This window comes from Tunturibacter empetritectus (assembly GCF_040358985.1).
In the GTDB taxonomy this organism is placed as follows: Bacteria; Acidobacteriota; Terriglobia; order Terriglobales; family Acidobacteriaceae; genus Edaphobacter; species Edaphobacter empetritectus.
In genome coordinates, this window is the sequence record NZ_CP132932.1 from 3940188 (window position 1) to 3955139 (window position 14952).

Sequence of the window (14952 nt, forward strand, 5' to 3'; positions counted from 1 at the left end):
AGACTGCGCTTCCAGTTTTTAACGCTTGAGTATGAATGGACGCAGTTTCATATCATATGTTTCACCGTGAGCCGTCTACTCAGCTCTTTTTATAGCAGAGGTTAGACGAAGGACAAGCTGGATTTCGTACCTCTTTGAGTCTTATAAACAACTGTTTTTTACAGCTTGTTGCTCTATTGCGCGGATTAGTTGGTCTACAACGACTTAGGAGATGGCGGCGGTGACCAGGGCCTGAGCTTCGGTTTGTATTTGTTTGAGGTGGTCGAGGCCTTTGAAGGATTCGGCGTAGATCTTGTAGACGTCTTCGGTGCCGGAGGGGCGTGCGGCGAACCAACCATTCTCAGTCGTCACCTTGAGTCCGCCTATTGCGGCGTGGTTGCCGGGAGCTTCAGTGAGGATGGCGGTGATGGGCTCGCCAGCCAGCTGTTTTGCGGTGACTTGTTGCGGCGACAGTTTGGCTAGTTTGGCTTTTTGTTCTTTGGTGGCTGCGGCGTCGATGCGCTCGTAGACGGGGTTGCCGTATCTTTCCGTTAGTTCGATGTAGAGCTGGCCGGGGTCTTTGCCGGTGCGGGCGGTCATCTCGGCGGCGAGGAGGCCGGGGATGAGGCCGTCCTTGTCGGTGGTCCAGACCTGGCCATTACGGCGGAGGAAGGTAGAGCCGGCGGACTCTTCGCCGACGAAGCCGAGGGTGCCGTCGATGAGGCCGTCTACAAACCACTTGAAGCCTACAGGAACTTCGAGCATCGGGCGGTTGAGGCCTTTGGCTACGCGGTCGATGATGCTGGAGGAGACGAGGGTCTTGCCGATGCCGACCTGCGCGGACCACTGAGGACGGTGGGTGAAGAGGTATTGAATACACACAGCAAGGTAGTGGTTGGGATTGAGGAGGCCGGTGGTGCGGGTGACGATGCCGTGGCGGTCGTGGTCGGTGTCGGCGGCGAAGGCTACGTCGTACTTTTGCTTGTTGGCGATCATGCTGGCCATCGCGTAGGGGGAGGAGCAGTCCATGCGGATACGGCCGTCCCAGTCGGTGGTCATGAAGCGGAAGGTGGCGTCAACGTTGGGGTTGAGGATTTGTAACGGCAGGTGATACTTATCGGCGATGCGGGGCCAGTAGTGGACGCCGGCTCCTCCTAGCGGGTCGACGGCCAGCTTGAGGGTGGTGCCGGCGAGGACTTCGAAGTCGATGACGTTGGCGAGATCGTCGACGTAGGAGGTGATGTAGTCGTGGCGGTGGGTGGTGGGGGCGTTGAGGGCCTGGGTGTAGGGGATTTTTTTTACGGCGGTGAGGCCTGCAGCGATGATGTCGTTGGCACGGTTCTCGATCCACTTGGTGGCGGTGGTGTCGGCGGGGCCGCCGTTGGGTGGGTTGTACTTGAAGCCGCCGTCCTCTGGTGGGTTGTGGGAGGGGGTGATGACGATGCCGTCAGATTGATGATCTTTGTGCTTCGCGTTGTAGGTGAGGACGGCGTGGGAGAGAGCGGGGGTGGGGGTGTAGGCGAGGTCGGTGTCGACCATGACGTCGATGTTGTTGGCGGCGAGGACCTCGAGGGCGGTGGCGAAGGCGGGTTCGGAGAGGGCGTGGGTGTCCTGCGCCAGGAAGAGGGGGCCGGTGGCTTTTTGGGCGTTCTCAGGACTGTGGCGATAGTCGACGATGGCCTGGGTGATGGCGGCGATGTGGTCTTCGTTGAAGGCGGTTTTGAAGGCGCTGCCGCGGTGGCCGGAGGTCCCGAAGGCTACGCGCTGGACGGGGATGGCGGGGTCGGGATGAAGGGTGTAGTAGGCGGTGATGAGGCGGGAGAGATTGACCAGGTTGGCCGGGAGGGGAAGCTGGCCGGGCTGGTTGGGAGTCTGAGTTGGATTGCTCATACCGTCTTGTCCTTCTTGGTGTGCTGGTTGATTGTTGTGACCTTTGCTTTGACCCTTTGGCTCTATCTGACCCATTGACACTATATGGGATGCGGGTGTGTGGAAGATGTATGGCGCGGGTTTGCGGGGGAGAGCCGGGATTGACACGGAAGTCGCAGTTGAAGGTGCTTGTGTTTTGGGTGGTCTTAGCCTAAAACGGGAATGATCCGGGTTGTTTGTTTTGTAACGCTGCTGGGCCGCTTTCTAGCCGGCTTCGACGTGCGCTGTTGAGTATTGATCGTGGAAACGATGGCTGGTCTGGTTTGGCGCAAGGGTGCGTCGCGGGGCCTGTCCATGAGGGGTTGGATGGGTCAGGTACGACGGATTCTGCTACACGGGCTAGGGGTTGCGGGGTTGTGGGCGGCGGCTCTGCCGGCGTCTGCGGTGGAGGCGACGCTGGTGGCGGACGCCCATGTGAACAGTGCGCGGCCAGCGGTGAATAGCGGGACAATCTCGAATCTGAATGTGGGCGGCGGATATACGGCGCTGCTGCAGTTTGATCTTTCGATGCTGCCGGCGGGGACTACAGCTTCTCAGGTGTCGCGGGCGACGCTGCGGCTTTATTGCAATCGGATGGATACGACGGGTTCGGTGAGCGTGCAGCCGGTGAACGGGAGCTGGGGGGAGTACAGCGTGACGTATGCGACGCTGCCGTTGCTGGGGAGTGCGGTGAAGACGGTGCCGGTGGGGCAGGCCGGGGTTTATGTGGTGGTGGATGTGACGGGGCTGGTGCAGGGATGGGTGAGTGCTCCGACGACCAATAATGGGGTGGCTCTGACGGCGGGGACGGCGGTGGTGCAGTTCGACAGCAAAGAGAACGACCTGACGGGGCATGCCGCGGTGCTCGATGTAGCGCTGGCCTGGGGTGGAGCGACGGGGGCGACCGGGGCAACGGGGCCGGCCGGGCCTGCGGGACCGACGGGAGCTACGGGAGCTACTGGACAGGCTGGGCCAGTTGGTTCGCCGGGGCTGAGCTTTCAGGGGGCGTATGCTGCGGGTTCGACCTATGCGCTCGATGATGTGGTGACTTACTCGGGGTCGAGTTTTATTTCGTTGACCGGGGGGAACAAGGGTAATACGCCGGGGCTTACGGCGCAGTGGGCGGTGCTGGCGCAGGCGGGGACTGGTTCCGGTGGTGGGGGAACGGCTGGGCTGGCTTACGTGGGGACCTATGCCGCGACTACGAGTTACGTGCTGAATGCTGTGGTGACCTATCAGGGGTCGAGCTATGTTTCACTGATTGCGGCGAACCGTGGAAATACTCCGGGGATGAGTCCGGGGCAGTGGGGTGTGCTGGCGCTGGGGGCGGTGGGGATTCAGGGGCCAGCGGGTCCTGCGGGGGCGCCGGGGTTGGAGGGGTTGACCGGACCAACTGGACCGGCCGGGGCTGCTGGGCCTACGGGGGCTACGGGAGGGGCGGGTGCTCCGGGGCTGCCGGGGTTGGTTTATCAGGGCGCTTATGTTTCGACGACGAACTATGCGCTGGGAGATGTGGTGCTGTGGCAGGGAGCGAGCTATGCTTCGCTGCTGAATGGGAATCACGGGAATGCGCCGAGTGCGAGTCCAGGGCAATGGGGAGTGTTGACGGCGCAGGGACCGGCGGGGCCTACGGGAGCGCAGGGTTCGCAGGGGATTGCGGGGGCGCAGGGATTGCCGGGTTCGGTGGGGCCGAATGGACCTTCGGGTCCACAGGGTCTGCAGGGGATTGTGGGGCAGGCTGGGGCGCAGGGTTTGACGGGAGTTACAGGGGCGCAGGGGCTGAGTGGGCCGATGGGTCCGCAGGGGCCTGCGGGGCCGGTGGGGATGGCGTTTCGAGGGACGTACTCGTCTGCGGTGAACTATGGGCTGGGGGATGGGGTGCTGTTTGGCGGGTCAGCTTATGTCTCGCTGGTGGCGGGGAATATTGGAAGTACTCCGAGCTTGAGTCCGGCGCAGTGGTCGGTGTTCGCTACTGGGGCTACGGGAGCTACCGGGGCGCAGGGTCCGGCGGGTCCGCAGGGATTGCAGGGTCCGGCTGGGTTTGCTGGAGCGGCAGGGACTCAGGGGGCTACGGGCGCTACGGGGCCGCAGGGGCCTCCGGTGGCAAACTATACGGGGAATTATGCCTCATCGACGAACTATGCGCTGCATGATGCTGTGAGCTTCAATGGATCGACTTATGTTTCGCTGGTGGCGGGGAATGTTGGGAATACCCCTTCGCTGAGTCCTTCGCAGTGGGCGGTGCTGGCAGCAGAGGGAGTTGCTGGACCGGCGGGTGTCGCAGGGCCAGCGGGTTCGACTGGGCCAGCGGGGGCGCAGGGTCAGACGGGAGTGCAGGGTCCACCGGGAGTGGCCGGTCCTGCTGGGCCGGCGGGGGCGGTAGGCGTGACGTTTCGCGGGCCGTGGAGTTCTGCGGTTTCTTATCACGCGAATGATGTGGTCAGTTATGGGGGTTCGACTTATCTGGCGACGACCGGGTCGGTTGGTTCGGAGCCAGATATTTCGCCGGCGGTGTGGGCTGTGCTGGCGCAGAATGGAAGCGCGGGAGCCACAGGACCGGCTGGGGCTGCGGCTTCTGTGAGCGTGGGGACGGTGACGACGGGTGCTGCGGGGACGCAGGCGAGCGTGACCAATGTCGGGAGTGGAAGTGCTGCGGTGTTGAACTTCACGATTCCGCAGGGCGCGGCGGGGGCGAATGGGACGGGCGGGGGGGGCGGGGCGGGGACGAGTGGGATACCGTTTGCTTCGGTGTATCACTCGGTGTCGTTCAATCTGCTGTTTCATTCGGTGAATAGTGCCGTGGACGCTTCGACGGAGACCGACGCTGTTTTGACCTGGGTTCCGGCGGGATGTACGGCGACGCAGTTGAGTGTGTTTTCGCGTGAGACGATAAACACGGTGAATGTGATTCTGCGACAGGGGACGCCGGGGAGTATGGCGAATACTTCGCTGGTTTGTACGGTTGCTCCGGGTGCGTCGTGTATTCAGGAGGGCAATGTGACAGTGGCGGCGGGGAACTTTGTGGACTTTACGGTGACGGGTGCGAGTGGGACGGCTACTGGGATGTGGATGGCACTGGCTTGTAACTGATGTGTCCTGCCGGACGGGCCTCCTGCGCGGAGGGCGGTCACTTCGTGACTTGTGTACCCCTTCGGGTGGCGCTCCCGCTGGTCGCGAAGAAAGATCTTGTGCCGGCCATTACAGGCCTTCGGAGAGAGAGGTGCGGAGGTCTTTTGCCAGTGCGGGGAGGGTGGTGAGCTGGGCGGGGGTGGGGGCTTTCAGGATGTGCTCGATCTGGCGGGCGATGTCGGTGCCTTGCTGATAGCCGAACATGCCGAGAGAGCCGGTGAGCTTGTGGGCGATGCTGTAGGCCTCGAGACGGGGTTCTTCGGGGAGGGTGCCGGAGGCTGCGAGGGAGGCAGTGCGGTCGAGCAGGTCGAGACGTTCGCGCAGGGTTGGAAGGTTTTTCTTCCAGAGACTGGCGAGGACGTTGTCGATCTGATCAGCTTTCTTCATAGTGAAGTGGCTTAGCTCGGCGTGCCGGTGGAAGATCGAACCCAGTTGGCTGCCAAAGCATGCGGGTAGTTTACTGCGGATTGGCGGATAGGTGGAACGAATGTCATGGCCTGGATGTCATGCCTTGATACGTAGGTAATGTGGTTTGAAAGGGACAAGCGGTTAGGGCAGGGTCAGGATTCGTCGGGATCCTTCGCTGCGCTCAGGATGACAGCAAAGCTTGTGTGCGAATGGCAAAATGCTCCGTGCAGATGACAACAAAATGCTCCATGCGGCGTGACGGGGCAGTTTGCAGTGCTTCTTTAGCGACAGAGTGTTAGTTTGCCCAGCCGAGAGCCGTGGAGATCTGATCGGCAAGGGTGAGGGGATCGAAGGGTTTGAAGAGGATTCCGGCAAGGCCTAGTCCGGCAAAGCGTCGCTGGTCTACACCTTGGACCTTGGCGGTGAGCAGGAGCACGGGGATGTGGGCGATGGCTGGAGTCTGTTGCATTCTGGCGAAGGTGGTGGGGCCGTCGACGCCGGGCATCATGACGTCCATGAGGATGGCGTCGGGCTGTTCGGCAGAGGCGATGTCGATGCCTTCGGCACCAGAGCTTGCGGTGAGGATCTGCCAGCCTGCGGTTGCTTCGAGGGACAGCGCGGCTACCTCGCGAATGTCATCTTCGTCGTCGATTATGAGAATGCGTCGCATGAGCGAGTCTATTCTCTCATGCGACAAGAGTTCGTGGAGTTGTCTACGTGGCTTCGCGTGTGGGTGTTAGTTGCTAGGCGGCGGGGCCTGCGGTGGCGAGGTCGGCGAACTTGGTGCGGAGGCGGTGGACCATGGAGAGGACCAGCTCTTCGACCTCCTGGGGCTGGACTTTGGCCTTGGTGAGGAACTCGGTGGGACCGAGGCGGAGCTTGGCCATCTCTCCTTCGGACATCTCGCGGCCGGAGTAGACGACCAGCGGCATGGTGCGCAGGGTGGGTTGCTGGCGGAGCCACTCGACGAGGGAGAAGCCGTCGCCGTCGGGGAGGGTGAGGTCGAGGATGAGGAGGTCGGGCGGGCGCGTGATGCACTGGCGGATGGCCTGCTGGCGGGTGGCGGCGTGATCGACGTGGACGGCTGCATCCTGGAAGCTGGCGGTGAGGACGCTGGCGAGGTCTTCGTCGTCTTCGACGAGGAGGACGTAGGCGGGGCCTTCGCCCTGGTGCAGAACGCGGCCTAGCTCGGCGAAGAGGAGATTTTCGTTGAAGGGTTTCTGGACCCAGCCCTGTGCGTCGCCGGTGAGTTGGGGACGGAGGGTAGAGGAGAGAACGCTGAGCACGACGACAGGGATGTTGGCGGTGATGGGGTTGTTGCGGAGACGCTGTAGGGTCTCCCATCCGCTGAGGCCGGGCATGTAGAGATCGAGAAGGATGGCTTCGACGTGGTGCTCGGCGGCGAGGATAAGGGCCTGTTCGCCGGAGCTGGCTTCGACGACGGTGTAGCCCTGGCGGGTGAGGTGCTCGGCGACTACGGTGCGGATGCCGGCGTCGTCGTCGCAGACCAGGATGGCGCCCTCGCCGCGTGGGGGGAGCTGAGCGGGGACGGCGACGTCGGTGGCGCGGGTGGTGCGGGGCAGCATCATGTAGAGCGTGGTGCCGGGGCCGAGGTTGCGTTGCGCCCAGATGGAGCCGCTGTGTTGCTGGACGATGCTGCGGCAGATGGCGAGGCCGAGGCCGGTGCCCCCCTTCTGGCGGGCGTCGGAGGGTTCGATCTGCTGGAAGCGGTCGAAGATGCTGTCGAGCTTGTCGGAGGGGATGCCGCGGCCTTCGTCGACGACCTTGAGGAGGATGGAGTCGGAGGCGGCTTCGGTGTGGATGCGCACTGTGGAGGCTGCGGGTGAGAACTTGATTGCGTTCGAGAGGAGATTGGTGAGGACTTGGAGGATGCGGTCGGCGTCGCCGTCGAAGAAGAGGGCTTCGGGATAGGCGGCCTGGGCTACGGTGGAAGGTTCGAGCGCGAGATGAACGGTGTTGGCGTCGGCCATGGGTGTCATGGTGTCGATGGCCTGCTGGGCGAGATCGCGCAGGGAGCAGCGGCGAATTTGCAGGGGAGCGCGGCCGGATTCCATGCGCTCGAGATCGAGGATGTCGTTGATGAGGCGGATGAGGCGGTCGGTGTTGGTGACGGCGATGCGGAGGAGGTTGAGGGCTTTGGCGTCTACGTCGCCGATGATGCCGGAGGAGAGCAGGCCGAGGGCGCCGCGGATGCTGGTGAGTGGGGTGCGGAGCTCATGCGAGACGGTGGAGATGAACTCGTCTTTGAGGGTGTCGAGCTCGGAGCGGTGGGTGAGTTGAAGGGTGTGCTGGTGCTGCTGCTCTCGAGCTTGCGTCAGTTGGTCGGTGAGGTCGCGGTTGGTGCGTTGGACGCGCAGGAAAGCGACGAGCAAGACTGCGGAGGTGGTGAGGAGCGAGAGGTAGCCAAGTAGAGGAAAGATATGCATTTTTGCCGGTGACCTATGGTAACTCTAATGCCACTAGTTGGTAACTGTATTCGGTAACCGTTGGAAGCTTTATAGCACGTACGTGTTAAAACGCAGCTTGGATTAGATCCCGGTAGATACTCCTCCCGAACCCGATGCGTTCTGCGGAGATATTCTGAATTAAGGGTGAGGATGCCAGAAAAATAGTTGCAGTGGGAATAACACCTCAGTGGGTTATCAGAGATGACAACATTGGAGGCAAAGCACTTAAGCCGAAGATTGGCATAAAAAAGGCCGTCTTTTCGCGGGAAAAGGCGGCCTTTATGGGGTTTTATAGGGTTTATGCGGTTACGGGAACCTGGTCAAGAATGGTGGTCCATTTTTTCCCTTTTCGGGACGCCTGGGCGTTCTTGTGGAAGGCATAACCGGTAATCAAGGGTAGAGCGAGTGTGGCTTCGGAGAAGACCATCTGCTCGTAGGTGAGGTCGACTTTGCCCCAGCTGGAGGCTTCTTTGAGGGTGGAGCCGGAGAGGGCGCCGTCGCGGGCGTCGGCTACGGTGATCTGGATGGCGTACTTGTGCATGGAGGCTTCGACACCGAGGATGTCGGCGGCTACGACGATGTCCTGGGCGAAGTTCTTGGGGACGCCGCCGCCGACCATGAGGAGGCCGGTGGTGGGGTTGGCGATCTTCAGTTGGGTGATCTCGTAGAAGTCTTTTGCAGAGTCGATGGAAACCATAGGCTTGCCCTGACGGGCGTGCTGATGTGCGACGAGACCGAAGCCTGCGGAGCAGTCGGAGAAGGCGGGACAGAAGATGGGGACGTTCTTCTCGTAGGCGGCGAGGACGATGGAGTCGCGGCCGCCAGCTTGCGGGGTCTTGCCGTTTTTGCTGAGGTAGGCGCCCATCTCGCGGATGAACTCGCGGGAGCTGTGCGGCCTGGGCTCGAGGGAGTTGGTGATCTGGTGGGTGATCTCGTCGCACTGGCGAAGCTCTTCTTCGTCGATGAAGGTGTCGTAGATGCGGTCGATCATGAGTTCGCGGAGCTCGGCATCGCCTGCACCGTACTTGTACTCGTCGCCGGCGACGTAGTGGTTGAAGCCGAGGGCCTCGAAGAAGTCCTGATCGACGATGTTGGCGCCAGTGGAGACGATGGCATCGACCATGTTGTTGCGGATGAGGTCGACAAATATCTTTTGAAGGCCGGCGGATATGAGGGAGCCGGCGAGGCAGAGGATGACGCCGCAGTCGCTGTCGCGGAGCATCATGTCGTAGATGTTGGCGGCGCGGGCGGTGTCACGCGCGGAGTAGGCCATCTGGGACATCGCGTCGACCAGGGGAACGACGTTGTGCTGCTTGAGGTCGAGATGCTGAATGGGGCGGGCTAGAAGTTCTTTTTTTGTAGGCATGGCTCCTACAGGATATCAATTTTGGCTAGTAACAGTGCGGGATTTCATGTGAATTTCATACGAGGGGCTTGTGTCCTGCCGGACGGGCCCACTGCGCGTGGGGCGGTCACTTCGTGACGCGTATACCGGTCTTGGTGGGTCGGCTGCCTGGGTCCTCCCTTTGGTCGGCGCGGGACTTCTTCAGGGCTTGAGGAAGGTCTGGACGGCTTTGTCGAAGGCGGCGGGTTGGTCGTACATGATGAAGTGGCGGGAGTCATCGATGCGGAGGATCTTCAGGTTGGGCTTGGCGGCGTAGGCGGTGGTGTAGAGAGCGGTGACCTGGTTGGCTGGGCCTTCCGCGGTTTCATAGGGATAGAGAAGCGTCATCGGAGTTTTGATTGTGGCTAGCTGAGGACGGAGGTCGGTGCCGAGGTCTTCGAGCATGGCGTTGGCGAAGACGGTGCGGTCGGAGGCGATGGAGGAGGCTGAGACCAGGCGCTGGCCTTCGGGATCTTTGACGAGCCGGTTGGTATAGAGGGGGCTGGATGCGGCGAACTGGTCGTTGGGCATGGCGACGAACTGGTCGTGGGCAGCCTTGGCCTGGGGTGCGACGCTTTCTACGGTGGCGGCTGGATCGAAGACGAGTCCGTAGAAGGGGAGGGTGTCAACGATGAGGAGCTTGCTGACGTCTTCGGGATGGGCCTGGGCGAGCATGAGGGCTAAGAGGCCGCCCATGGAGTGGCCGATGACTGGGATTGGCTGGAGGTGGTTGATGAGGATGTACTGGTGGAGCTGCTCGACCACGGGGGTAAGGATAGGACCGTTTGCGTTGGGGCCGGAGGGTTCGCCAGCGAAGCCTGCGATCTGTATAAGGTGAAGGCGATAGGTTGCGGTGAGAAGTTTTGCTTCGGCGGCGTAGACGTCGCGGGAGCTGGCGAGGCCGGGGATAAGGAGGACGTCGGGGCCTTTGCCCGGGGCGACGCCTTCGATGACGACGGAGAAGCGGGTGGGCGCGGCGGTGATGGCCTGGCCGAAGACTGGCTTTTTCAACAATAGGATGCCAGCCAGGATCAGCATGAGGATGACGAGGCGGCAGGTTGTGCGGGATGTGGTCATGGCTGAGCTCCTTCGAACGATTTCAGTGTGCCGGGTTTGTTGCCTGGTTGTTAGTGGCTCACGTCACTGAAGTGAGGTGACAGATGTCATGGGCAGGACGATCGCTTTGATTGCCGGGAGACTTCGAGTCGTTCCGGCTAGATCGGCCTGGCTCCAGTTGTGTTCGGCGCGAAGGAGAGTTTTGAAGGGGTGCACTTTGCGACGATGAGGGTGATGTCGTCGTGTTGCTCGTGGGTGCTGAAGGTCTTGATCTCGTCGATGATGGCAGAGAGGAGGGCCTGGGGTGCGAGTTTGGAGTGCCGGCCGAGAGCGGCGATGAGGCGGTCTTCGCCGAACTCCTCTTCGGAGTCGTTGAAGGATTCGGTGACGCCGTCGGTATAGAGGGTGAAGATGTCTCCTGGGGCGAGCTGGCATTCGACGATGGGGGAGTGCCACTCTTCGAAGAGACCGAGGACGGTTGCGGTGGAGTGGAGACGCTCGACGTCGCCGTTGTGGCGGAGGATGATGGCGCAGAGGTGGCCGCAGTTGGCGTAGCGGAGGAGGCGGGCGGTGTCGTCGTAGTCGGCGAAGAAGACGGTGGCGTAGGCGCTGTCGGTGGTGTTCTGGTAGAAGAGGCGGTTGACGGATTGGAGGAAGGTGTGGGGCTCGTCGCGGGCGAGGGTGAACTGGCTGCGGAGATTGGCCTGGAGGTTTGCCATGAGGAGAGCGCCGGCGATGCCTTTGCCGGCGATGTCGCCGATGACGAGACCGAGGCGTCCGTGACCGAGGGAGAGGAAGTCGTAGTAGTCGCCGCCGACGTGACGGGCCTGGATGCAGACGCCGGCGTAGTCGAGGGTCTCGAGCGGGGGGAGGGTTTGGGGGAAGAGGCGGGCCTGAACCTGGCGGGCGATCTCGAACTCCTGCGCGGCGCGGCGCTCGGCCTCAATCTTTTCGATGGCGTTGTTGCGCTGGCGCTCGATCTCGCGGCTGATCTGGCTGGAGGCGAGGAGTTCGAAGGAGTTGCCGTCGATGTCGTAAAAGCCGGCTACGGTGGCGCCGAAGATGGTCTGCTGGGGCGGGTGATGGAAGCGGACGCCGCGGTTGCGCCAAAGTTCGTATGTGGTGTTGATGTCCTCGGAGATGAAGCCGATCTGGGTGTTGCGACCGATGAGTTTGTAGTTCTCTGTGCCGGGCCTGGGCGCCATGAGGGCTAGGACTGCGGAGCCGTCGGGAGGAGCGACGGCGACCCAGCGGCCGTCGAAGTCGAAGTGGGCGTCTGCAACGATGCTGAAGCCGAGCTGGTCGACGTAGAACTTAAGGCTTTTGTCGTGGTTGCGGACGTAGACGGTGGATTTGAAGATGCGCAGGTAGGGGCACTCTGGACACTCGCGCTCGGCTGGTTCGGCGAAGATGCGGGGGGAAGAGGTTGCCTGGGGTTCGGGCTTCACGTGGTTGCTCCCTTTGCGAAGGTGTGCGGTTTTTCCGCTGCGGCTGGGCGATTGCTGGAGTTGCGAGATCATCATCAACCCTTTGCCGATTCGATGTACAGGGCCACTTGGACTCAACGGATGGGCCAAGGGGAGGGAGTTGCTTTGAAGTGAATTGGAGACGAGACTGTTGGGATGAATGTTAACTTTGCGGAGCGGGCCCATAACCATAACTGGAAGCTGGACCCGATTGTGCGGTCGCTGCTGGATACGGACTTCTACAAGCTGCTGATGCTGCAGTTTATCTGGAAGAACTTTCCGAAGATCCATGTGACTTCGGAGGTTACAAACAGGACGGTGTCGGTGCGGCTGTCGGACCATATCGCGATGGCTATGCTGGTGGACCAGATGGAGCATGTGCGCGGGCTGCGGTTTCGGCGGTCGGAGATCATCTGGCTGGCGGGAAATACGTTCTATGGGACGCGGTCGATCTTTGAGCCGGCGTTTCTGGAGTGGCTGGAGAGGGACTTTCGGCTGTCGGAGTACACGGTGACGGAGCACGATGGCCAGATTGTGGTGCGGTTTGAGGGGCTGTGGACCGAGGTGACGATGTGGGAGGTCTATGGGCTGGCGCTGGTGAGTGAGATGAAGACTCGGGCGGCGTTGAGTACGCTGAGCGAGCTGGAGCTGGATGTTTTGTATGCGCAGGCGAAGACGAAGCTCTGGGAGAAGATGGAACGGTTGCGGCAGGTGCCGGAGGTAAGGATCTCGGAGTTTGGGACGCGGCGCCGGCATAGTTTTTTGTGGCAGGAGTATGTGGTTGAGGTGATGCGGATGGCGCTGGGGCCGAGTCTGTCGGGTACGTCGAATACTTTTCTTGCTTACAAGCATGACCTGGAGGCGATGGGGACCAACGCGCATGAGCTGCCGATGGCGATGGCGGCGTTGGCGAACGATGATGAGGAGTTGCATGCGTCGCAGTATCGCGTGTTGGAGCTTTGGCAGAAGAGCTATGGCGGCGAGTTGCTGATTATGCTGCCGGATACGTTTGGGACGACGCAGTTCTTGGCTGGAGCTCCGGATTGGGTGGCGGACTGGACGGGGCAGCGGTGCGATAGTAAGGACCCTTTTGTTGCTGGGGATGAGTATGTTGCGTGGCTGACGGAGCGGGGCAGGGATGCGAAGAAGAAACGGCTGATCGCGTCCGATGGGTTGGATGTGGAGGATATTCTGCGGCTGCATGAGTACTTTCATGGACGGATACGTTTTAGCGCTGGTTGGGGGACGTTGCTGACGAATGATTTTCGTGGATGTCATCCGCGGGGAGAGACTGGGCTGGAGCCGATTAGCCTGGTGTGCAAGCTGATGACGGTGGGGGGGCGGCCGGCGGTGAAGCTGTCGGATAATGCGCGGAAGTCTACTGGGCCGGTAGAGGAGATTGCTCGGTATCGGCGGGTGTTTGGGAGTGTGGCGGTGATGGGGGCTTTGGTTACGGTTTAATTTTTTGAGTTTAGAAGATGTGGCCGGCCGGGCCCGCTCCGCGCGGGGCGGTCACTTCGTGACTTGTATACCTTGTTTTGGTGATGTGAGTGCTGTGGGCCTCGCGTTGCTCGTCGGTTTACTTTTGGTTGATGCGAGGCACGTATACTTTTTGCATGATGAGAGGTATGGGTTTGGTGAGGATTGCGGCTGCAATGGCTTTGCTGCCGGTGATGACAGTTCAGCAGAGTTTGGCGTGGGGCAGGGAGGGGCACATGATGATCAACCGATTGGCAGGGGCTGCGCTGCCGTCGGACGTGCCGGAGTTTTTGCGATCGAAGCAAGGGCTGGATGCGCTGGAATACTACGGGCCCGAGCCGGATCGGTGGAAGTCGCCGCTGGAGCCTGAGTTGAATGCGGCGGGTTTTCCGGAACACTACATCGATCTGGAGTGGGCGGACCTGATTGGGGAGCTGCCGCGGAAACGGTATGACTATGTGCGTGCGCTTGAGTTTGCGCAGAAGTCGCATCTGGATCTGGCGCTGACGCCGGAGAAGGTTGGGCTGCAGCCTTATGTAACCGCTGAAGTGTGGGAGCGGTTGAAGAGCGCTATGCGGGATTATCGGAAGCTGAAGGAAGACCACAAAGATACAAAACCTTCAGAGTGCGAGATTGTGTTTCTGGCGGGATGGCTGGGGCACTATGTCGCGGATGGGTCGCAGCCGCTGCATACGACGATTCAGTACAACGGGTGGACGGGGCCGAATCCGAATGGGTATACGACCGAGCACAAGATTCATGCGCTGTTCGAGTCTGCTTTTGTGTCTGCCAATGTGAAGCCGGGTGAGGTTGCTCCTTTGATTGCGGAGAAGCCGGTGGTGCTGGGGGATGTGTTTACCGACTACATGGCCTATCTGCGGCATACGAACTCACTGGTAGAGAGGACGTATCAGCTGGAGAAGACTGGTGCGTTTGCTGGCGCGGGAACACCGGAGGGGAAGGCATTTGCTGAGGAGAGGCTGGCGGCTGGCGCTACGGAGTTGCGGGACATGATCTATTCCGCGTGGGTGAAGAGCACTGAGCCGTTGCCGCCATCGAAGTATGCGGACTAGACGAGTTACTCTTCTGAGTTCGTCGCGGTTGAGAGCAGGGGGTACTGGTGGTGCTCGACGCGCTTGAGGAGTCTTCGCAGGAGTGGGGTGAGCGCGAGCGCGATGATTGGGATTGCGATTGCGGCGAAGATAGCCCAGAGGATGAAGGCGTGCCACTCCCATAACCAGAGCTGGCGGGAGAGGGCGAGGGGACGCTCGCGTGCGGCGTGAAGCAGCTCGTTTGCCGAGAGAGGCATGGGGGCGGTGTGGAAGACGCGGCTGGCGAGACGGATGAACGGGATGACGAGGACGATTTCGAGCGGATAGACGACGTGGTTGCCCAGCTGTGACGCGGCTATGTTGAGGCGCAGGACGAAAGCTACAGCGAGGCAGAGGACGGTGGTGCTGCCGAGGATGGGGTTAATGCCGATGAGGAGGCCTACGGCGAGGCTCCAGGCTAGTTTTTCCGGCGATGCTCCCATGCGAAGAAGCGCGAGGACAGGAAGGGCGACGCGGCGATAGAGCCAGTTGTGATGGACGGGTACGGGGACTTCGCGGTTGACTTTGAGATTGGATTCGCTTGGCTGCACTGCTGACAGGATAGACTGCGCGATGAGGCTTCG

11 protein-coding genes are annotated in these 14952 nt (G+C 61.3%); 3 read left to right on the forward strand and 8 right to left on the reverse strand.

What is annotated here, in order from left to right; genetic code table 11:
* Positions 1-204 precede the first annotated feature (204 nt).
* Entirely contained in the window at positions 205-1869 is a 1665-nt protein-coding gene (gene pgm / locus RBB75_RS16430; RefSeq protein ID WP_179637764.1) for a phosphoglucomutase (alpha-D-glucose-1,6-bisphosphate-dependent), read from the reverse strand.
* Between the two features lie 345 nt (positions 1870-2214).
* On the opposite strand from pgm, the gene RBB75_RS16435 reads away from it, so the two are divergent.
* Positions 2215-4977: a DNRLRE domain-containing protein gene (locus tag RBB75_RS16435; RefSeq protein WP_353068693.1), complete on the forward strand. Its 2763-nt coding sequence runs from the start codon at positions 2215-2217 to the stop codon at positions 4975-4977.
* A gap of 108 nt (positions 4978-5085) precedes the next feature.
* Here the strand turns inward: RBB75_RS16435 and RBB75_RS16440 are convergent, their stop codons facing one another.
* The 6 genes from RBB75_RS16440 to RBB75_RS16465 all read right to left on the reverse strand — a co-directional run bounded on the left by RBB75_RS16440 (position 5086) and on the right by RBB75_RS16465 (position 11855).
* A complete protein-coding gene (locus RBB75_RS16440; RefSeq protein WP_179637766.1) occupies positions 5086-5403 on the reverse strand; it encodes an Hpt domain-containing protein in 318 nt (105 codons plus the stop codon).
* Positions 5404-5719: 316 nt separating this feature from the next.
* Positions 5720-6094 (reverse strand): response regulator, encoded by a 375-nt coding sequence (locus RBB75_RS16445; protein ID WP_179637767.1) that lies wholly within the window; start codon positions 6092-6094, stop codon positions 5720-5722.
* Positions 6095-6167: 73 nt separating this feature from the next.
* A complete protein-coding gene (locus RBB75_RS16450) occupies positions 6168-7871 on the reverse strand; it encodes a response regulator (protein ID WP_179637768.1) in 1704 nt (567 codons plus the stop codon).
* A 319-nt stretch (positions 7872-8190) separates the two neighbouring features.
* The gene (locus RBB75_RS16455) at positions 8191-9258 is read right to left on the reverse strand and encodes a 1,9-bis(guanidino)-5-aza-nonane synthase (protein ID WP_179637769.1); all 1068 of its coding nucleotides are present in this window, start codon (positions 9256-9258) and stop codon (positions 8191-8193) included.
* A 180-nt stretch (positions 9259-9438) separates the two neighbouring features.
* On the reverse strand, positions 9439-10353 hold the full coding sequence (locus RBB75_RS16460) for an alpha/beta fold hydrolase (RefSeq protein WP_353068694.1): 915 nt from the start codon (positions 10351-10353) through the stop codon (positions 9439-9441).
* A gap of 137 nt (positions 10354-10490) precedes the next feature.
* Positions 10491-11855 (reverse strand): PP2C family protein-serine/threonine phosphatase, encoded by a 1365-nt coding sequence (locus RBB75_RS16465; protein ID WP_353068695.1) that lies wholly within the window; start codon positions 11853-11855, stop codon positions 10491-10493.
* A 99-nt stretch (positions 11856-11954) separates the two neighbouring features.
* Between RBB75_RS16465 and pncB the strand changes: the two genes are divergently transcribed.
* The gene (gene pncB / locus RBB75_RS16470) at positions 11955-13259 is read left to right on the forward strand and encodes a nicotinate phosphoribosyltransferase (RefSeq protein ID WP_353068696.1); all 1305 of its coding nucleotides are present in this window, start codon (positions 11955-11957) and stop codon (positions 13257-13259) included.
* A 167-nt stretch (positions 13260-13426) separates the two neighbouring features.
* Entirely contained in the window at positions 13427-14350 is a 924-nt protein-coding gene (locus tag RBB75_RS16475; protein ID WP_353068697.1) for a nuclease, read from the forward strand.
* A 5-nt stretch (positions 14351-14355) separates the two neighbouring features.
* Here RBB75_RS16475 and RBB75_RS16480 read toward each other — a convergent pair whose 3' ends face one another.
* Positions 14356-14919 (reverse strand): DUF2062 domain-containing protein, encoded by a 564-nt coding sequence (locus tag RBB75_RS16480; RefSeq protein ID WP_353068698.1) that lies wholly within the window; start codon positions 14917-14919, stop codon positions 14356-14358.
* Positions 14920-14952: the final 33 nt, after the last annotated feature.

Bases quoted from the DNA above. Each gene is read 5' to 3' on its own strand.
- pgm (WP_179637764.1), bottom strand. From the start codon at position 1,869: ATGAGCAATCCAACTCAGACTCCCAACCAGCCCGGCCAGCTTCCCCTC.
- RBB75_RS16435 (WP_353068693.1), top strand. From the start codon at position 2,215: ATGGGTCAGGTACGACGGATTCTGCTACACGGGCTAGGGGTTGCGGGG.
- RBB75_RS16440 (WP_179637766.1), bottom strand. From the start codon at position 5,403: ATGAAGAAAGCTGATCAGATCGACAACGTCCTCGCCAGTCTCTGGAAG.
- RBB75_RS16445 (WP_179637767.1), bottom strand. From the start codon at position 6,094: ATGCGACGCATTCTCATAATCGACGACGAAGATGACATTCGCGAGGTA.
- RBB75_RS16450 (WP_179637768.1), bottom strand. From the start codon at position 7,871: ATGCATATCTTTCCTCTACTTGGCTACCTCTCGCTCCTCACCACCTCC.
- RBB75_RS16455 (WP_179637769.1), bottom strand. From the start codon at position 9,258: ATGCCTACAAAAAAAGAACTTCTAGCCCGCCCCATTCAGCATCTCGAC.
- RBB75_RS16460 (WP_353068694.1), bottom strand. From the start codon at position 10,353: ATGACCACATCCCGCACAACCTGCCGCCTCGTCATCCTCATGCTGATC.
- RBB75_RS16465 (WP_353068695.1), bottom strand. From the start codon at position 11,855: ATGATGATCTCGCAACTCCAGCAATCGCCCAGCCGCAGCGGAAAAACC.
- pncB (WP_353068696.1), top strand. From the start codon at position 11,955: ATGAATGTTAACTTTGCGGAGCGGGCCCATAACCATAACTGGAAGCTG.
- RBB75_RS16475 (WP_353068697.1), top strand. From the start codon at position 13,427: ATGGGTTTGGTGAGGATTGCGGCTGCAATGGCTTTGCTGCCGGTGATG.